The sequence below is a fragment of the Allopusillimonas soli genome, assembly GCF_004153445.1.
In the GTDB taxonomy this organism is placed as follows: Bacteria; Pseudomonadota; Gammaproteobacteria; order Burkholderiales; family Burkholderiaceae_B; genus Allopusillimonas; species Allopusillimonas soli.
The window spans coordinates 748744-767689 of sequence record NZ_SDQC01000002.1 but is presented as its reverse complement, the minus strand read 5'-3'; the positions used below and the strand labels follow the sequence as shown (position 1 = coordinate 767689).

The 18946-nt window shown below is 61.7% G+C and carries 19 protein-coding genes; 7 read left to right on the top strand and 12 right to left on the bottom strand.

The annotated features are described in order from the left end of the window. Window positions 1-13 precede the first annotated feature (13 nt). From ERD78_RS09350 to ERD78_RS09305, 10 genes are all read right to left on the bottom strand, one after another. Entirely contained in the window at window positions 14-1282 is a 1269-nt protein-coding gene (locus ERD78_RS09350; RefSeq protein ID WP_245152396.1) for an AI-2E family transporter, read from the bottom strand. A gap of 96 nt (window positions 1283-1378) precedes the next feature. After that, complete coding sequence (rpsT, locus tag ERD78_RS09345) at window positions 1379-1642, bottom strand: 30S ribosomal protein S20 (RefSeq protein WP_129968983.1); 264 nt, start codon at window positions 1640-1642, stop codon at window positions 1379-1381. A gap of 54 nt (window positions 1643-1696) precedes the next feature. Next, window positions 1697-3253, bottom strand: coding sequence for a murein biosynthesis integral membrane protein MurJ (gene murJ / locus ERD78_RS09340; protein ID WP_129969124.1), 1557 nt, complete (start codon window positions 3251-3253; stop codon window positions 1697-1699). Between the two features lie 19 nt (window positions 3254-3272). Further along, window positions 3273-4031, bottom strand: a complete 759-nt coding sequence (locus tag ERD78_RS09335) for a 3-hydroxyacyl-CoA dehydrogenase (RefSeq protein ID WP_129968982.1) — start codon at window positions 4029-4031, stop codon at window positions 3273-3275. Window positions 4032-4074: 43 nt separating this feature from the next. Continuing rightward, window positions 4075-4731 carry an adenylate kinase gene (gene adk, locus ERD78_RS09330; protein WP_129968981.1) on the bottom strand — a complete coding sequence of 219 codons (657 nt, stop codon included), beginning with the start codon at window positions 4729-4731 and terminating at the stop codon, window positions 4075-4077. A 137-nt stretch (window positions 4732-4868) separates the two neighbouring features. Beyond that, the gene (gene kdsB, locus ERD78_RS09325) at window positions 4869-5633 is read right to left on the bottom strand and encodes a 3-deoxy-manno-octulosonate cytidylyltransferase (protein WP_129968980.1); all 765 of its coding nucleotides are present in this window, start codon (window positions 5631-5633) and stop codon (window positions 4869-4871) included. After that, window positions 5630-5896, bottom strand: a complete 267-nt coding sequence (locus ERD78_RS09320; RefSeq protein ID WP_129968979.1) for a Trm112 family protein — start codon at window positions 5894-5896, stop codon at window positions 5630-5632. The genes kdsB and ERD78_RS09320 overlap by 4 nt, the downstream gene beginning before the upstream one ends. A gap of 34 nt (window positions 5897-5930) precedes the next feature. Continuing rightward, the gene (gene lpxK, locus ERD78_RS09315; protein ID WP_129968978.1) at window positions 5931-7016 is read right to left on the bottom strand and encodes a tetraacyldisaccharide 4'-kinase; all 1086 of its coding nucleotides are present in this window, start codon (window positions 7014-7016) and stop codon (window positions 5931-5933) included. A gap of 103 nt (window positions 7017-7119) precedes the next feature. Further along, window positions 7120-7530 carry an ExbD/TolR family protein gene (locus ERD78_RS09310; protein ID WP_129968977.1) on the bottom strand — a complete coding sequence of 137 codons (411 nt, stop codon included), beginning with the start codon at window positions 7528-7530 and terminating at the stop codon, window positions 7120-7122. Beyond that, entirely contained in the window at window positions 7527-8135 is a 609-nt protein-coding gene (locus ERD78_RS09305; RefSeq protein ID WP_129968976.1) for a MotA/TolQ/ExbB proton channel family protein, read from the bottom strand. The genes ERD78_RS09310 and ERD78_RS09305 overlap by 4 nt, the downstream gene beginning before the upstream one ends. A gap of 486 nt (window positions 8136-8621) precedes the next feature. Between ERD78_RS09305 and xseA the strand changes: the two genes are divergently transcribed. The 3 genes from xseA to pcaF all read left to right on the top strand — a co-directional run bounded on the left by xseA (window position 8622) and on the right by pcaF (window position 12045). Continuing rightward, the gene (gene xseA / locus ERD78_RS09300; protein WP_129969123.1) at window positions 8622-9989 is read left to right on the top strand and encodes an exodeoxyribonuclease VII large subunit; all 1368 of its coding nucleotides are present in this window, start codon (window positions 8622-8624) and stop codon (window positions 9987-9989) included. A 115-nt stretch (window positions 9990-10104) separates the two neighbouring features. Next, window positions 10105-10683, top strand: coding sequence for a superoxide dismutase [Fe] (gene sodB / locus ERD78_RS09295; RefSeq protein ID WP_129968975.1), 579 nt, complete (start codon window positions 10105-10107; stop codon window positions 10681-10683). Between the two features lie 156 nt (window positions 10684-10839). Then, on the top strand, window positions 10840-12045 hold the full coding sequence (gene pcaF / locus ERD78_RS09290) for a 3-oxoadipyl-CoA thiolase (protein WP_129968974.1): 1206 nt from the start codon (window positions 10840-10842) through the stop codon (window positions 12043-12045). Window positions 12046-12167: 122 nt separating this feature from the next. Here the strand turns inward: pcaF and ERD78_RS09285 are convergent, their stop codons facing one another. Together ERD78_RS09285 and ERD78_RS09280 are read right to left on the bottom strand one after the other, a co-directional pair. Next, window positions 12168-12701: a DUF192 domain-containing protein gene (locus tag ERD78_RS09285; RefSeq protein WP_129968973.1), complete on the bottom strand. Its 534-nt coding sequence runs from the start codon at window positions 12699-12701 to the stop codon at window positions 12168-12170. A gap of 36 nt (window positions 12702-12737) precedes the next feature. Then, a complete protein-coding gene (locus ERD78_RS09280) occupies window positions 12738-12983 on the bottom strand; it encodes a cold-shock protein (protein ID WP_129968972.1) in 246 nt (81 codons plus the stop codon). Window positions 12984-13144: 161 nt separating this feature from the next. On the opposite strand from ERD78_RS09280, the gene clpS reads away from it, so the two are divergent. The 4 genes from clpS (at window position 13145) to ERD78_RS09260 (ending at window position 18941) form a co-directional block, all read left to right on the top strand. Then, window positions 13145-13468 carry an ATP-dependent Clp protease adapter ClpS gene (gene clpS, locus ERD78_RS09275; RefSeq protein ID WP_129968971.1) on the top strand — a complete coding sequence of 108 codons (324 nt, stop codon included), beginning with the start codon at window positions 13145-13147 and terminating at the stop codon, window positions 13466-13468. 140 nt (window positions 13469-13608) lie between these two features. Further along, window positions 13609-15930, top strand: a complete 2322-nt coding sequence (gene clpA, locus ERD78_RS09270) for an ATP-dependent Clp protease ATP-binding subunit ClpA (RefSeq protein WP_129968970.1) — start codon at window positions 13609-13611, stop codon at window positions 15928-15930. Then, window positions 15930-17273: a paraquat-inducible protein A gene (locus ERD78_RS09265; RefSeq protein ID WP_129969122.1), complete on the top strand. Its 1344-nt coding sequence runs from the start codon at window positions 15930-15932 to the stop codon at window positions 17271-17273. Before clpA ends, ERD78_RS09265 begins: the two co-directional genes overlap by 1 nt. Window positions 17274-17282: 9 nt before the next feature. Continuing rightward, the gene (locus ERD78_RS09260) at window positions 17283-18941 is read left to right on the top strand and encodes a PqiB family protein (protein WP_129968969.1); all 1659 of its coding nucleotides are present in this window, start codon (window positions 17283-17285) and stop codon (window positions 18939-18941) included. The last annotated feature ends 5 nt before the right edge of the window (window positions 18942-18946 follow it).

Below are 18946 nucleotides of genomic sequence, written 5' to 3'. Positions count from 1 at the left end.
CAGAGCAGGGCCGTCAGTCGCTCAGCAGCTCTGCAATCGGCTGCATGGCATCCACATGCTGGGCAATCACGCGTATCACCACAATTACCGGCACACACAGCAGCAATCCCCAGACGCCCCACAGCCAGCCGCCAAACAGCAGTGCGACAAATACGGCGGTCGCATTCATCCTGGCAATGCGTCCCGTCATCCATGTGGTGACCAGCGTACCCACAAAAGACGAAATGCCCACCGTCACGGCAATGACCAGTAGCATCATGGAGAAAGACTCGAATTGAAGAAAGGCTGCCACGCCCGCGGCCAAGGCGGCAATAAGCACGCCAAAATAGGGAATGATGTGCAACAAGGCCGTGGCAACAGCCCACGCGCCCGGGTTGTCCAGGCCGATCAGATGCAGGGCGACCCAGGCAAGAAGGCCCAGCAAGACGTTGGTGACCAAGAGCATGAACATATATTTCTGGATGGACATATTGATGTCGTCCAGAATCTGCACGGTAATCTTCTTGCGCGACAGCGAGGGCCCGGTCAACTTGACCAGCTTGCGCTTGAAGATATCGCCCGACACCAGCGCGAAGAACACCAGAAACAGCACCATGATCATCTGGCCGACAAAGCGGGCCGCACTTAGCGATCCCGCCCATAGCCAATCGTCCAGATCCTTCTCAGGCTGCTGAATGACAACCTGCGGTATCGTCTGTCCGTCCTTGACGACTGCCGGGGGTGTGGTCTGCGCAGGTTCGGGACTTGCCGCCTTCTTCAGTTCGTCAGCCATGCGACGCAACTTGTCCAGCGTGCTGAGCTCGCCGCTGCTGCGGACTTCGCGCATAGCATGCGTTATCTTGTAGGTGGTATAGGGAAGTTCATCCACGATGGACCGCGCTTCGCGATAGACGGTGGCGCCCGCCATTGCACCGGATCCCAGGAGCACGAGCATGACCAGGCTGGCGCCGGCGACGCGGGGCACCCGATAGCGCTCCAGCCACGCCACAATGGGATTGAGCGTATAGGCGATAAAGATGCCGAAAACCAAGGGAATGAAAAAGTCCTCGGCCCATTGCAATGCAAAGATGACGGCGATGGCGGCCAGGATGGTCAGTGCGACTTCCCGCTTGTCGGCTGGGGGGGAAGGCTCGTGCGTGGGCGCCAAGTCAGTGGCGGCAGCTGCATGGCCCGCAGGGCCGGCCGCATCAAGCGGATTGCTGGGTGGTGCGTTTGTGTGCGTGTCGTGGCTCGAGTGCATGGTCCGGTGCCCAGGCAGGGGCATGGAGTCAGTCTTTCGCAACTATACTCCAGCCAAAAAAAACAGGACGCGGTGCGTCCTGTTCCTTGGTAGCCGGCCGGGCCGGCGTCTTTGCCGTATCAAACCTTTCCTGTGCTGTCAGGCAAGGGCTTTGACTGCAGCGGCAAGACGGCTTTTATGACGGGCCGCCTTGTTTTTGTGAATAATGTTCTTGTCGGCTACGCGATCGATGATGCTGGTGGTTTTCTGAAAAACTTCCGTCGCGGCGGCTTTGTCGCCGGCGGCAATGGCCTGGCGAACGCGCTTGATGGACGTGCGCAGCATGGAACGCATGCTGGCGTTGTGCTTGTTGCGCTGCACCGACTGGCGGGCGCGCTTGCGGGCTTGTGCTGAATTGGCCATGTTATGCGTGCAATCCTAGTAAAGGTCTAATCTGGCAAAGACCGCTATTCTAGATTATTTGGCGCGTCTTGTAAAGTCAGAGGCTCTGAAACCACACAGCAGGAGCATGGCGAAGTAGCCTGCGATTCCGCCCAGCACGACCAGGGCGAGCCATCCGGCGCGGCGCGCGGGATGCGTGCCCAGGGCCAGCCAGTCGAGGTGGACCTGAGCCAGCCACAGAATGCCGGCCAGCACCGCCAGAGCGGGAACCAAGCGCAGAAGAAAGACCATCCAGCCGGGTCGCGGCTGGTACACCCCGCGGCGGCGCAGCAGATACACCAGGCACAGGGCGTTGACGCTGGCTCCGAGTCCGATGGACAGTGCCAGCCCCGCATGGGCAAACAAGGGCACGAATATCACATTGAATAGCTGGGTGAGAACCAGCACGCCCAGCGCAATCTTGACCGGCGTGCGTATGTCCTGCTTGGCGTAGAAACCGGGGGCAAGGATCTTGATGGCAAGCAGGCCGATGAGGCCGGCCGAATAGGCGGTCACGGCCAGTCTTGTCTGCGCCACGTCATGGGCCGAAAAAGCGCCGTAGTTGAATAATGTTGCAACCAGTCCGTCGGACAGCAACGCCATGCCCAGCGCAGCCGGCAGTCCCAGCAGGCATACCAGGCGCAGGCCCCAGTCGAGCAGGGCGCTGTAGCCCCCCTGGTCGGCGCTCGCATGCGCGGCCGACAGACTGGGCAGCAGCACGGTGCCCAGCGCCACGCCAAGCAGGGCAGTCGGAAACTCCATCAGTCGATCCGCGAACGACAACCAACTGACACTGCCCGGCGCAAGCCATGTGGCGATATTCGTATTGATGAGCAGGGATATCTGGGCAACCGATACGCCCAACACCGCTGGCAGCATTTGCCGCATGATGCGTTTGACGATTGGATCGCGCCAGGCTCCGCGCAGGTCGATGCGGTAACGCGGCAGCAGGCCCAGGCGGGCCAGGGCTGCCCATTGCACTACAAGCTGCGCCACACCACCCGCCATGACGCCGGCGGCAAGTGCATATATGGGCACCTGCAGGTGCGGTGCCAGCAACAAGGCTGAGGCGATCATGGACAGGTTCAGCAGTACGGGCGTGACGGCGGGTACGGCAAAGCGGCTCCATGTATTCAGCACGCCCGACGCAAATGCCACCAGCGACATGCAGATAATGTAAGGGAACATCACGCGCGTCATCCATACGGCTGCGTGAAACTCGGGCTGGCGGGAAGCGGCTCGTAGACCGCTGGCCATGGCACTGACCACCCAGGGCGCGGCGAGTATGCCGACCGCAGTGACCGCCATGAGTGCAAAGGTAAGCAGCAATGCGACCCGATCGAGCAGCAGGCGCACCTCGGACTGGCTGCGCTGTGTGCGGGCCTGACCGAGAATGGGCACGAAAGCCTGTGAGAAGGCGCCTTCGGCAAAGAGCCGGCGCAGGAGATTCGGGATGCGGAACGCCACCCAGAAGGCGTCGGTGAGTGCGCCCGCCCCGAATATGCCGGCGATCAGGACGTCGCGCACCAGGCCCGTGATACGGGAAACCAGGGTGAAGCTGCTGACGGTTGCGGCCGAGCGAAGCAGGCCCATGGCTGTACGCTGTCCTTGTTTACTTTGGCGCCATACGGATGGCGCCATCGAGCCGTATGGTCTCGCCATTGAGCATCTCGTTGGTCACGATGCTCTGCACCAGCTTGGCGTAGTCGTCCGGTCGTCCCAGGCGGGAAGGGAAGGGAATGCTGGCGGCAAGGCTGTCCTGCACTTCCTGGGGCATGCCGAATACCATAGGCGTGCCGAATATGCCCGGCGCAATGGTGACGCAGCGGATACCAAGCTTGGACAGATCGCGCGCCACGGGCAGCGTGAGCCCGACCACGCCGGCCTTGGATGATGCATAGGCAGCCTGCCCGATCTGGCCGTCGTAGGCGGCGACCGATGCGGTGTTAATCAGCACGCCTCGTTCGCCTGTAGGCTCCGGTTCGTTCTGGCTCATGGCCTGCGACGCAAGCCGTATCATGTTGAAGGTGCCCACCAGGTTGATCATCACGACCTTCTGGTACATGTCGAGCGGATGGGGCCCGTTTTTGCCCACGGTGCGGGTAGCAGGCGCCACGCCCGCGCAGTTGACCAGACCGAACAGGCGGCCGGCCTTCAGCGCGGCGTCAACGGCCGCCTGGCCATCGGCCTCCTGCGTGACATCGCAGTGTACATAGGTCTGCCCCAGCTCTGCGGCCAGCTGTTGCCCCGCTTCGTCCTGCACATCCGCGATCACGACGCGGGCGCCTTCCCCGACCAGCATGCGCGCTGTGCCGGCGCCCAGGCCGGAGGCGCCGCCGGTCACGATGAAAACCTTGTCCTTTATTTCCATGTCTGTCTCTGTCCTTTGAGTGTGTGGCAGATTCTGGCGCGAATCAGCGCTGCAGGGCCTCGAATATGCGCTCGCGGATTTCGTCCACCGTGCCCAACCCGGAAAGCTGGCGATAGGCGGGCGCATCTTTGTCGCCCGACGCGGCCCATTGCGAGTAATAGTCGACCAGCGGTCGTGTTTGCTCGCGGTACACCGCCAGCCGCTTGCGCACGGTTTCCTCCCGGTCGTCGTCGCGCTGGACCAGCGGCTCGCCGGTGATGTCGTCGACGCCGGCGGCTTGAGGCGGGTTGAACGTGACATGATAGGTGCGCCCGCTGGCCGGATGTACGCGCCGGCCGCTCATCCGATCGATGATGTTTTCCTCCGGCACCACGATTTCCACGACGTAGTCCAAGGGGATGCCTGCGTGTTTCAGGGCATCAGCCTGGGGAATGGTGCGAGGGAAGCCGTCGAACAGGTAGCCTTGACTGCAGTCGGGCTGGGCAAGACGGTCTCTGACCAGACCGATGATGAGATCGTCGGATACCAGGCCTCCCGTATCCATGATTTTCTTGGCTTCCAGACCCAGCGGCGTGCCTGCCTTGACCGCTGCGCGCAGCATGTCGCCGGTGGAAATCTGCGGGATGCCATATTTTTGCGTAATGTAGGCAGCCTGGGTTCCCTTGCCAGCGCCGGGAGGACCGAGCAATATCAGTCGCATGTTTTCTTCTCCAGGAGTGTGTCGTTTTTTTAAGTTATGGATTATGCCGCAATGCAGCATGATCTGCTTGGCCCGCTAGGCACGCATGGGCGTGCGGAATCAGGGCCAAGCATGCGAATTTCGGGCAAAACATGTTTTTATAACCGATTTGCAAAGAGCGCGCGTATATGCGCCAGGTCTTCAGGGGTGTCCACGCCCGGTGCAGGCAGTGCGTCCACCTGCTGAACAGTGATGGCGTGGCCGTTTTCCAGCGCTCTGAGCTGTTCCAGGCACTCGAAGGTTTCCAGCGGCCCTACGGGCAGCGAGGGAAAGCCTAGCAGGAACGCCGCCCGATAAGCGTATAGGCCAATATGATGCAAGGCTGGCAGGCCTGGTGCCAGGACGTGCGCGCCGCCAGCCAGGGCATCGCGCGCCCACGGGATGGGTGCGCGAGAGAAATACAGGGCGCGCCGGTCGGCCGTGCACACGACTTTGACGGCGTTGGGATTGAAAAGCGTGTCTTGCCGGGAAATAGGCGCGGCGCAGGTTGCAATGGCTGCGCTCGCGTCTTTTTCGAGCGCAGCGGCTACTTTGTCGATGTATCCAGGCTCGATTAGCGGCTCGTCGCCCTGCACGTTGACCACGATGCGATCGGGCGCCAGCGTCAGTTGCTGGCAGACTTCGGCCAGCCTGTCGGTACCAGTGGGATGGTCGCCGCGCGTGAGCACCGCCTCGATGCCATGTTCTCGGGCTGCTGCCTGTACGCGCGCATCGTCGGTGGCCACAATGACACGCTCCGCACGGGAGCGCGCAGCCTGGCGTGCGGTGCGAACCACCATGGGCAGACCTCCGATGTCCAGGAGCGGCTTGTCGGGCAGGCGCGAGGAAGCTGCCCTGGCGGGCACTATGGCAATGAAGCTCATTGCCGGTCTTCCGTGCCGCTGTTCTCCGATTCGGAGGATGAGCCCGGTGCCGCACCCCAGGCATCGGCCTGGCCTGGGGAGCCGTCTGGGGGGCGACTGGCGGTCAGTTTGCGGGCTTCGCTTTCCAGCATGACGGGAATGCCGTCTCGTATGGGAAACGCCAGCTTGTCGGCGCCACACACCAGTTCCTGCCTGCCGCGGTCCACGCGCAGCGGGCCCTTGCAGAGCGGGCAGACCAGGATTTGAAGCAGACGGGATTCCATGGGCGATTCCAGAACGAAGAGGCAAAAGGAGAGTTTAATCCCTGGGCGGGCTTGCGGCCATTGCTGCTCCACTGCGGGGCAGGGCGCGAAGTCGCTCGTCGATGCGGCGGGTCCATGCAGGGTCGGAAAACCGGGGGGCGGCATGCACCACCCAGAGGCGGTCGTCGCGCACCTTCCTGCATTTCACGGCGTCCTTGGCCGTGATGAGTATGCATTCGGCATCAATCTGGCTGAAGGGGGGCTGGGCATAGTCGTCGTGGTCCGGCAACGCGATGCATTCGGAGAGCGTGACACCCGATTCGCGCAGCATGGAAAAATAGCGGGCAGGATTGCCGATGGCCGCGACTGCGGCCGCAGGCGCACACCCATGCTTGGCCAGCCAGGCGTCCCAGGGCATTGTCGTGCCCGATACCAGATGTTCGGCGCTTGCGGGAGTCAGCCGCATGACGACCATCTGCGCCGGCTCGACAGGCATGGTCGGCGGTGTGTCGGCGGGCCCCAGGTTGGTCACGACGAGATCGACCGAAGCAATCCTGTCTGGCGGCTCGCGCAGCGGACCTGCCGGCAGCATGCGCCCGTTGCCGGTGCCCCGCGCATCCTGAACCAGAATCTCGACATGGCGACCCAGTGCATGGTGCTGCAAGCCGTCGTCCGCAATGACGACATTCACGGCAGGATAATGCGCGATCATTGCGCCCAGGGCCAGGCAGCGCCGGGGATGCACCGAAACCGGCGCGCCCGTGGCTGCGGCAATGAGCGCCGGCTCATCGCCGAAACGGGCGGCGTCGAGGCTGCCCTGGCCGCAGCGTGGATGGGTGCCGACGCGCACGCCGTAGCCGCGGCTGATAATGCCGGGCCGCCAGCCCTGACGCCGCAGGGATTGCGCGAGCGCTATGACGACGGGCGTCTTGCCCGTGCCGCCCACATAGATATTGCCGACCACGATTACTGGCACGGGGCCGATGCACACTCGGCCCGGGTCACGGGAGATGCGCACCCGCCGGTATTCGGCAACGGCGCGGGAAATCAGCGACAGGGGGTACAGCAGGTTGGACAGCATGCCCTTGTGCTGCCATGCGGATTGCAGACTGGTATGCAGACGCTCGATCACACCGTTCATATACGCCGCTCCTTCCTGCCGGCGGCGGTCCATCGCCTCGCTCGCTCCACAAAACGGGGTGGCGGGCTGCGCCGAGACGCTGTGGCGGGCGTGGACGTCGTCATTACTCGGGACTGCGCGTAGCGAAGTTCACGCGCCCGATGCCGGCCATGCGCGCCGCCTCCATGGCCCGGATCACCGAGGCATGCGGAGCCTGACCGTCTGCCTCGATGACCAGTATATCCAGCCCGCGCGCCTGGCGCGCCGTGCGCAGCGCCTCGGCCATGGCCTGTATGCTGGCGCCGTCCAGCAACTGGCCGTCCAGCGCATACATGCCTTCCTGGCTGATGGCGAGGTCGAGCGTATGGCGTTGCGGCGCATCGCCGCGCGCCTGCGGCAGGTCCAGTCTCAACTGCTGGTAGCGGGTGAAGGAGGTGGTGGCGGCGAGAAAGATGAGAATGACCAGCAATACATCGATAAGCGGAATCAAGTTGATCTCCGGCTCGTCATTGTATGGGTGGCGCCGGAAATTCATCGTGGGCCTCCCCGGTTGATGATGCGATTCAGTGCGCTGGCCTCGCGCTCCATGCGGTGCAGGTATTCTTCCACGCGCGAACGAAAGTAGCGATGAAACACCAGTGCAGGCACGGCGATGATGATGCCAAAACCCGTGTTGTAGAGTGCAATTGAAATGCCCCGGGCCAATTGAGCGGGATCGCCGCCCTCGGGCGTGTACGAAGCGAAGATGTCTATCATGCCGACAACCGTGCCAAACAGTCCCAGCAGGGGGGCAACGACAGCGATCGTGGAGAGGGCCGGCAGGTAGCGGTTCAGCCTGTAGGCCACGTCCTTGCCGGCGTCTTCCGCGGCGGCAATGCGATAGGTGTTGGTTTCGTCCCGATACAGCAGGATCTCGGCCAGGACGTGGCCCAATGGTGCCTGGTCAGACAGACGCATCAGTGCCTCGCCGCTGATATTGCCTTGACGCAGCAGGTCTAACGCCTGGCTGGGAAGGCGTTTGGGGAAGACGACGCTTGCGCGCAGCGACAGCAAGCGTTCGATAATGAGGGCGAGCGTTAGCACGGAGGTGGCAACCAGCAGCCAGATGGGCCAACCGGCGGCTTCGAGGATATCCAACAAGATGTTTTCTCCGCGATAAGATAATGAGTTGCTGCAATGTCTGCCAGTGCGATGTCTGTCAGCGGCATTTTACAGGGGTGCGCGTGCCGCGTTGCGTCAAAGGCGGCGGTATGGCGTGGCGGGGCCAGTTGCGGAAGTGGTCGTGACATGGAAGCCGCGCGAATGCGAATGATGCCAGATCGAAGGGCTGAAGAACCCGGCGATTCCTTGTCGTCGGTACCGCGAATGGCGTCGATGCTGGCTTTCCGTCGGGTATCCACAGAATCTGTGGATAATTCTGTGCAGAACTTCCCTGATGTGCGCTATTCATGGGACTTTGCGGTTCAATGGTTAATTTGCATTCAAATGGAAACTTTTTAGAAAATTCATAAAAATCAATCTATTACAGAGAAAATCTAAAGCAAGGTTTAATCATTGGGCTGAATTGGATTGATATTTCACTGATTTGACAAGAAAGAATCCGCTGTGGAAAGAGTGATGGCGAATATGGATGATTTCCCCCGTTTTACGGCCGGCCGGGATGACCGGGAAGGCCAGGAGATCTGGTCGGTCGGGCAACTGAATCGCCGTGTGGGCGAACTGTTGCAGGGCGCGTTCAGCCGCGTGTGGGTGCGCGGTGAGATTTCGAATTTCACGCAGGCCGCATCGGGGCATTGGTACTTTTCCATCAAGGACGAGCGCGCCACTGTACGCGCCGTCATGTTCCGGGGCAGGGCGCAGGCCGTTGGCTTCGTGCCGCGCGCAGGCGAGAAATTTGAATTTCGGGCCACGGTGACGCTGTACGAGCCGCGCGGCGATTATCAGCTGCAAGTCGAGGCCATGCGCCGGGCCGGTCGCGGCGATCTCCACGAAGCGTTTCTTGCGCTCAAGGAGCGCCTTGCCGCCGAAGGCCTGTTCGAGCCCTCGCGCAAACGTGCGCCGGTGTCCATGCCGTGCGCGGTGGGCGTGATTACCTCCCTGGCCGCCGCCGCTTTGCGTGACGTGCTATCCGCGCTGGCCCGCAGGGCGCCGCATGTGCGTGTCATCATTTATCCCGCGCCTGTGCAGGGCATGGCCGCGGCGGGGCGGCTCTGCGAGGCGCTTGGCCGGGCGATCGACCGCAAAGAGGTCGACACGCTGCTGCTGGTGCGCGGCGGAGGCAGTCTGGAGGATCTATGGAGCTTCAACGACGAAACCCTGGCGCGCATGGTGGCCGCCAGCCCGATTCCTGTCATCAGCGGGGTGGGTCACGAGACCGACTTCACCATCGCCGATTTCGTGGCGGATGTGCGCGCGCCCACACCTACCGCGGCTGCCGAACTGTGCTGCCGCAGCTTGTCATCATGCACAGACCAGTTGCAAGCGCTGGTGCGCGCCCTAACATCGCGCCAATCGCGTTTTCTCGAGCACGCCGCCATGCGGCTGGACAGGGCGGTCGCCATGCTGGTTTCGCCCCAGGAACGTTTGCGCCAGCAGGGCGACAGACTAGCCGCGCTGACGCAGCGGTTGGCACGCGCCGCCGGCCAGCCTGCGCAGGCGCGGGCACAGCGCTTGCAAGCCATCCAGGCGCGCCTGGCCATGGCCGGACCCGATATGCAGATCCGTCGCGACCGGCTGGCTCGTTTGCGCAGGGATATGGCGGCAAGCGCTGAAAGGCTGCTTGAACGCCGCCGCCATCGTCTTGCCGCAGAGCTGCAGACGCTGCGCGCGCTCGACCCGCACACAGTGCTTGACCGTGGCTATGCCATCGTGCGTCAGGCGAACGGGAAGATTGTCAAAAATGCGTTAGACTTAAAAGTCGGCGATCAACTCGGTGTGGAACTGGGCCAGGGCGAGCTGCAGGTGCGTGTGCTGCAAGCGCATGGTCTGCTGTGAGCGGCCGGGTGTCTGCGTCCGTGTTATGCACCGGTTGCCGGCGGAGGGTATGCGCCGCTCCGCCTGCTGCATTTCTTCGGTACCTTGAAACGGCTTTTTTTGAAGGAATTGAATCATGGCTTTTACGCTTCCCCCACTTCCGTATGCAATGGACGCTTTGGCGCCCACTATTTCCAAGGAAACACTTGAGTACCACTATGGCAAGCACCATCAGGCATACGTTACCAATCTGAACAAGCAGATCGAAGGTACCGAGTTCGCTTCCGCCTCGCTTGAGGAAATCATCAAGAAGGCCTCGGGTGGCGTGTTCAACAACGCAGCCCAAGTCTGGAACCATACCTTCTACTGGAGCTGTATGTCGCCCAATGGGGGCGGACAACCAACCGGCAAGCTGCTCGAGGCGATCAATGCCAAATGGGGTAGCGTCGATGCCTTCATCGAAGCATTCAATACATCCGCTGCCGGTAACTTCGGTTCCGGATGGACGTGGCTGGTCAAGAAGGCCGACGGCTCGCTGGACATTGTCAATACCAGCAATGCCCAGACACCCATCACTGGCGATGACGTGCCCCTGCTCACCTGCGACGTCTGGGAGCACGCGTATTACATCGATTACCGCAATGCGCGGCCAAAATATCTTGAAAGCTTCTGGAAGCTGGTGAACTGGGAATTCGCCGCCAGCAACCTGGGCTGATGGTTCCAAAGCCCGGCCCCGAAGGCCGGGTGTCGGCCTTCGGGGCCGGCGGGGACGCCCACAGCGTGGACATTCCGCGCTGTGGGCGTTTGCATGAGGATCGGCCGTCGCTAATATGGCTCACTATCCTTCGTCAATCTCACAACGGGTTCTTCCATGAGCACACAAGCCTTCATCTGCGACGCTGTTCGCACGCCTTTTGGCCGCTACGGCGGCGCACTGTCCCCGGTTCGCACAGACGATCTGGCCGCCACGCCGATCAAGGCCCTGATGGAGCGCAATGCCGGCGCGGACTGGGCGGCGCTGGACGATGCTTTGTTGGGATGTGCCAACCAGGCTGGCGAGGACAACCGCAATGTGGCCCATATGGCCACCCTGCTGGCCGGCTTGCCCGTCGAGGTCGCCGGTGCGACCATCAATCGCCTCTGCGGCTCGGGTCTTGATGCCGTGGGCTCGGCCGCGCGGGCGATCCGAGCGGGCGACGCGAGCTTCATCCTGGCCGGCGGGGTCGAAAGCATGTCGCGGGCTCCTTTTGTCATTGGCAAGGGCGAAACCGCTTTTTCGCGTAGTGCTGAGATCTTCGATACCACCATAGGCTGGCGTTTTGTCAACCGCAAACTGAAGGCCCAGTACGGCATCGATTCCATGCCTGAAACGGCGGAAAATGTGGCTGACCAGTTCAAGGTCAGCCGCGAGGACCAGGACGCATTTGCATTGGCCAGCCAGACCAAGACGGCGCAGGGGCAGGCGTCGGGTTTCTTCGCACGGGAAATCGTGCCTGTGGTGATTCCGCAGCGCAAGGGCGATCCAGTGGTCGTCGACAAGGATGAACATCCTCGCGCCACTTCGCTCGAAGCGCTGGCGCGCTTGAAGCCGATCGTGCGTGCGGACGGTACCGTGACAGCCGGGAACGCCTCGGGTGTCAACGACGGCGCCTGCGCTTTACTGGTGGCTTCGGAAGCGGCCGCGGGCAAGCATGGGCTGACGCCGCGCGCGCGTATTGTCGCCATGGCAACGGCGGGGGTGGAGCCGCGCATCATGGGCATCGGGCCTGCGCCGGCGTCCCGCAAGGTACTGGAGTTGGCCGGGCTCGGCATAGACCAGATGGATGTCATTGAGCTGAATGAAGCTTTTGCGGCCCAGGGGCTGGCCGTGCTGCGCATGCTGGGTGTGGCGGACGACGACCCGCGCGTGAACCCCAATGGCGGCGCGATTGCCCTGGGACATCCCCTGGGCGCGAGCGGCGCGCGCCTGGCGCTTACGGCGGTGAATCAGTTGCACACGCAGGGCGGGCGCTACGCGCTGTGCACGATGTGCATAGGCGTGGGGCAGGGGATCGCCGTGGTGCTGGAAAGAGTCTGAGCAGGCGGCTGGTCGGCGCCGAAGGCGTACTCATGGCCTCGATGTCCCGACAGCGAAACACAGCGCCCCATTCCGCATGCCTAACCGCGCGATGGGGATAACCGTCCCCGCCTTGCGGTCGCCTACTTAACCGCTCCGGGTTGGCCTGCCCGGGGCTGACCTGCCCGGGGCAATCCCTTTACCTGTTCGCCGGGCTGGATGCCACGGGCCGTAAACCAGCCTTGCCGCATCTCCAGCGCGTACTGCACAGGTTCGGCGGGGCAATGGGTATCCAGCGACTGCGGTTGCATGTCGGCGAGCGTCACGATCCGTCCTTGTGCGTCCACGAATGCAATGGACAGGGGCAGCAGCGTGTTCTTCATCCAGAAGCAATAGATGTCGGGCTGCTCAAACACGAACAGCATGCCATGGTTTTCCGGCAGGGACTGCCGATTCATGAGTCCGTAGCTGCGGGTCTCGGGCGTGGCAGCGATCTCGGCCTCGACCGCTTGTCCCTTGATTTGTAGTGTGCTCGTGGGCAGCAGCGCTTGGGCGCAGGCCCATATTGGCGCCGCGAGCAGGCCGGAAAAGACCGCGGCACGTGCGGCCGCGCGCCAGCCCGAGGGGCAAAAAAAAGCAGGGCTGAAAAGCCCCGCAGACCGGTAGATTTTATACATTATTATTAAACGCAGCAGCTTCCTGAAAATAATGGATCAGGCAGCAGTAATATTGAGTGCTTGTTTGCCCTTGGGGCCTTGTGCGATTTCGAACGCTACTTTCTGGCCCTCTTTCAGGGTCTTGAAGCCATTCATCTGGATGGAGGAGAAATGCGCGAACAGGTCTTCGCCCCCGTTGTCCGGGGTGATAAAGCCGAACCCTTTGGCATCATTGAACCACTTGACGGTACCGGTCAGCTTCTGGGTATCCTCGGGCGCGGAGGTTGCGGTTGAATCGGACATGCGAACTGCCTCTCGACTATAGTGTTAAATTGAAACTTGACTACAAGGGTTACCTTTAGCCTTCGGATTCTGGCATGCGTGCAACTTCCAGACACCCAGAATAGCACGATGATGCGCATTTGCCCCTGTGCAGTCAACTATGGAAACCACTAGTATTTTGTATGGCAACTCAGCTCGATAACCAGCGTGAAATCGTCCTGGACCGGGAGCCGGCCAAGGTGGCTCCGCCGCCCATGTATCAAGTTGTTCTGCTGAACGACGATTACACCCCCATGGAATTCGTCGTGGTGGTGCTTCAGCGGATTTTTGGCAAGAATGAGGATGAGGCAGCGCGCATCATGCTGAAAGTGCATCATGAGGGCAGAGGCGTATGCGGCGTTTACACGCGCGATATTGCGGCCACGCGCGTGGAAATGGTTCGCCGCATGGCGCAGGCTCGCCAGCATCCGCTTCAGTGCATTATGGAGCCGGCGCCCGATGCGTGAGCTGCATTTGCCGGCCCCGTCCGCCGCGCGGGAAAGTTGCGGCCTTTTTATTAATTCAGTAATGTTGATACGCAACTTCGATTTAGTCATAGAATAGGATTTATCGAATTGTCGTCCGCTCCGAAAAGCATGGAGGAAGCGTGATCTCCGAAGAACTTGAAGTTAGCCTGCATATGGCTTTTGTCGAAGCGCGCAGCGCCCGGCATGAATTTATTACCGTGGAGCACCTGCTGCTTTCCTTGCTGGACAACGCGGCGGCGGCGGAGGTGCTGCGCGCCTGCTCGGCCAATATCGATGTTCTGCGCCAGGAGTTGCGCAAGTTCATCAGCGAGAACACGCCCATCTTTCCTGGCCAGGAAGAGGTCGACACGCAGCCCACACTGGGCTTTCAGCGTGTGATCCAGCGTGCCATCATGCACGTCTCTTCTGGCAACTCCAACAAGAATACCGTTACGGGCGCCAATGTTCTTGTCGCCATGTATGGCGAGAAGGATTCGCATGCCGTGTATTTCCTGCAACAGCAGGGAGTCAGCCGCCTGGATGTCGTCAACTATCTGTCGCACGGCATTACCAAGCAGGCCGATGACCCCCCCGCCGAGCAGGCGAAGGCGCAGGCAGCCGAGTCGGACAACAAGCCCGATCAGCAGAAATCACCGCTTGAACTTTATGCCACCGATTTGAATGCGGAGGCGCGCAAAGGTCGCATCGATCCGCTCATCGGACGCGAGCTCGAGGTGGAGCGGGTCATCCAGGTGCTTTGCCGCCGCCGCAAAAACAACCCGTTGCTGGTCGGCGAAGCCGGCGTCGGCAAGACGGCCATTGCCGAGGGGCTAGCTTGGCGCATCACGCGCGACGACGTCCCCGAGGTCTTGAAGAGCGCCGAGGTCTATGCGCTGGATATGGGAGCCCTGCTGGCGGGTACCAAGTATCGTGGTGATTTCGAGCAGCGCCTCAAGGGCGTGCTCAAATCGCTCAAGGACAACAGCAACGCCATTCTGTTCATCGACGAAATCCATACCCTGATAGGTGCAGGTTCCGCGTCGGGCGGCACGCTGGATGCGTCCAATCTTCTCAAGCCCGCACTCTCGTCGGGCCAATTGAAATGCCTGGGGGCCACCACCTATAACGAGTATCGCGGCATCTTTGAGAAAGATCATGCGCTTTCCCGCAGGTTCCAGAAAATCGATGTGCCCGAGCCCACGGTGGAGCAAACAGTACAGATACTGCGCGGCCTCAAAGGACATTTTGAGGCACACCATGGCGTCAAGTATTCCAGCGCTGCCATTTCCGCCGCCGCGGAGCTGTCCGCACGTTATATCAATGACCGTTTCCTGCCTGACAAGGCCATAGATGTCATTGACGAGGCGGGAGCCGCGCAGCGCCTGCTTCCGCGCTCGCGCCAGAAGAAGACGATAGGCAAGGGCGAGATTCAGGCCACGGTGGCCAAGATCGCCCGCATTCCGCCGCAATCCGTGTCGCATGACGATCGCAACAAGTTGGCTACGCTGGAACGCGATCTCAAGACGGTGGTTTTCGGCCAGGACAAGGCCATCGAGGCCTTGGCGGCCGCCATCAAGATGGCCCGTTCGGGGCTGGGCCGGCCAGACAAACCCATCGGCTCCTTCCTTTTCTCGGGCCCCACCGGCGTGGGCAAGACCGAGGTTGCCCGGCAGTTGGCGTTCATTCTGGGTATCGAGCTCTTGCGGTTCGACATGTCCGAGTATATGGAGCGCCATACCGTGTCGCGGCTTATCGGCGCCCCGCCGGGATATGTTGGGTACGATCAGGGCGGCCTGCTCACCGAAGCCATCAGCAAGCAACCGCATTGCGTGCTGCTGCTCGACGAAATCGAGAAAGCCCATCCCGACGTGTACAACATCCTGCTGCAGGTTATGGATCACGGGACGCTGACAGACAACAATGGCCGCAAGTCCGATTTCCGCAATGTCATCATCGTCATGACCACCAATGCCGGTGCAGAGGCGCTGAATCGCAGCACCATCGGTTTCGCCAGCCCGGAAAAAACCGGCGACGAAATGGCGGACATCAAGCGGCTGTTCACGCCCGAGTTTCGCAATCGGCTCGATGCCACGATTAGTTTTACACCGCTTTCCCGCGAGATCATCTTGCGCGTAGTCGACAAATTCCTGATGCAGCTCGAGGATCAGTTGCACGAGAAGCGGGTCGAGGTCACCTTCACGTCCGCGTTGAGGGATCATCTGGCCAAGAGCGGCTTCGATCCCGCGATGGGCGCGCGGCCCATGCAGCGTCTCATTCAAGACACCATACGCCGGGCGCTGGCCGACGAATTGCTGTTTGGGCGGCTGGTGGATGGTGGGCGCGTCGAAGTGGGCCTGGATGACGATGGCAAGGTCGTGCTGGTATTCCCCGACGACCATGGCAAATCCGGCCCTGCCAGCCAGCCTTCCCCGTCGCGACCGGAACCAGAGCTCGTCGATTGATGGCGGGCAGGCCGCTCATAGCTTGCGTGCATTGCGATACGCTGTATGAGCGTGTTCCCATTGCGGCGGGCGCGGTGGCGTCGTGCACGCGTTGCGGCACCGAGCTCTATCGCAATAGCCGCGTTTCGCTCGGCGGTTGGATCGCGCTCACGCTGACAGGCTTGATTGTATTCGCGCTGTCCAATTACTACCCCATTGCCAGGCTCAATATTCAGGGGCATTTTCTGGAGGCAACGCTGCCGCAGGCCCTTTGGCTGACATGGACGAACGGACACCGCGTTCTCGCCATCATGACCGGCATGTTCGGCTTCTGGATGCCGCTGGCGCAGTTGCTGGCCATGCTGTGGGCACTGATGGCCGTGCGCTCGGGCCGCCTTCCTGGCGATTTTCGCCAGGGCATGCGGCTGCTGCGCTTCGTCATTCCCTGGAGCATGATTCCCGTGCTCATGCTGGCCATCATCGTGGCCGTCGTCAAGTTCGCGGGTCTTGCCGTCGTGGAACTGCGGCCCGCCGCCTTCGGCTTTGCGATTCTCGCCTTCCTCATGACCGCTATGGAACGCGTCACGCCGCAACGTATATGGCAGTATGCCGAAGACGCTGGCATTGCGCCGGTGTCGGGCCACGCGCTGAGCCATCCCGCCTCGCACATGGTGGCGTGCCATGGCTGCGGCTATGTGCAGCCCGCCGCTGATGCGCTCATCGCGCATGAACATGCAGCCGTGCCCGATCTGTTGGCCTATCCGGTCTGCGGCCGCTGTGCCAGCCCGCTGCACAAACGCAAGAAGGATGCGCAGCGCAGGGCCTGGGCGTTGCTGATTGCCGCTGCCATTTTCTACTTGCCCGCCAATCTGCTGCCCGTCATGCGCATCCAGACGCTGGCAAGCGACAGCGCCCACACGATTCTGGGCGGCGTGCTAGAGCTATGGCGGCTGGGTTCGCCGGATCTCGCCCTGATCGTCTTCGTGGCCAGCATTGTCGTGCCGGTGACCAAGCTGCTTATCCTGATGTTGCTGTTGCTGCATAGGCGCTGGGCGGGAAGGGATCTGGCGCGCCAGCGTACACGCCTTTATGAATTCATCAACTTCATTGGCCACTGGTCCATGCTGGATGTTTTCGTGGTTATTCTGATGGCCGCCATGGCGAACTTTCCCGGCATTTCCCAGGTGACCGCCGGGCCCGCCGCTGCCAGCTTCGGACTGGTCGTCGTTCTGACCATGCTTGCCGCGGAATGCTACGATCCCCGGAGGGTGTGGGATCTCGAGCCGGGCTGGTCGCCCGACCGCGCCCATGTGCCGGACCGCGCCGAGCCGTCCTCCAGCCGCACCATGCCCGTGCAGGAATGAAGCCATCCTATGACAGAATCCGAAGATACCTCTCCGACCCCGTCATCCAGCGACCGCCCGCCAAGACCACAAGTCAGGTCGCCCCGGCGTGCACGTATTTCGTGGATATGGCTGGTGCCTTTGATCGCCGCGATTGTCGGCGCTTCCATGCTGTTTCGCGACTGGCTGCATGCCGGTCCGACCGTTACCATCAGTTTCGATACGGCCGAAGGGCTTGAGGTGGGGCGAACCACGGTACGCTACAAGGACGTCAATATCGGGATTGTGTCGAATATCAAAGTGTCGTCCGATCGCAAGAAGGCGCTGGTCAAGGTGGATGTGAACCGGGATGCCGCCAGCTACGTCACACAGCCCGGCACGCGTTTCTGGGTGGTGCGCCCGCGGCTCGGCATCAGCGGGGTCACGGGCCTGAATACGTTGCTCTCAGGGGCCTATATCAGTGTGGATGCACCCGAGAAACCTGATCCGGATGCTGAACCCGTCTATGAATTCAAAGGCCTGGAGACGCCGCCCGAAATCAGCAGCACCCGCCCGGGCACTCGCTTCACGCTGGTGGCGCCCGACCTGGGGTCGCTGGAAATCGGGTCACCGGTCTACTATCGCAAAATCCAGGTTGGGCAGGTGGTTGGCTATGCGTTGGACAAGAGCGGCAATTCCGTCAATGTCCAGGTTTTCATCGACGCGCCCAATGACAAGTTCGTAACGCGCAATGCGCGTTTCTGGAATGCCAGCGGCATCAATCTGTCGTTGAGCGCGGAAGGCTTCAATGTGCAGACGGGCTCGCTCGTATCGGTGGTTGCGGGCGGTGTGGCTTTTGCGCAGGCGGGACTCGGCAGCACGGAGCCTGCCGAACCCAATGCGCGTTTCCCGCTGGCCAATACCCGGGAGGAGGCCATGGCCGACCCCGACGGGCCGCCCTTTGATCTGGAAATGCATTTCACGCAGTCGGTGCGCGGCCTCAAGGTTGGCGCCCCTGTGGATTTCCGCGGCATGGAGCTGGGCAATGTGACCGGTATCGAGATCGACTACGATCGCGACAACCAGACGTTTTTCGCTCGTGTGAGAACGCGGCTGTATCCGCTGCGCCTGGGCCGCCTGTACCGGGAAATGGTAGAGGTGGGCAAGAATCGCGATGTCGCCGGCGAGCGACTGCTGGCCAATATGGTCAAGCATGGCCTGCGCGGCCAGATGCGGCCCTCCAATCTACTCACAGGCCAGCAGTATGTGGCGCTGGATTTCTTCCCCAAGGCGGAGCCCGTCACCATCGATATCGATCAAAGTCCCATCGTCCTGCCGACTATCGCAGGAAGCTTCGACCGCCTGCAGCAGCAGATCAGCAGCATCGTCGGCAAGCTGGAGGGCGTGCCCTTCGACGATATCGGCAAGGAGTTGCGTAACAGCCTGAACGCGCTTAATGGCCTGCTTCGCACGATGGATGGCACATTGGCGCCGCAGGCTACCGCTATGCTCAAGTCGGCGCAGAAATCGCTGGATAGCGTCAATCGCACCCTCAGCGACGACTCATCCCTGAGCGGCAATCTGCAGCAAACCATGCGGGAGCTGAGCCGCGCCGCCAAATCCCTGCGGGACCTGGCGGATTATCTGCAGGCGCACCCCGCCTCGCTGGTGAGGGGTACCGCCAAGGATCCGGAGTTCATCACGCCATGACCCAT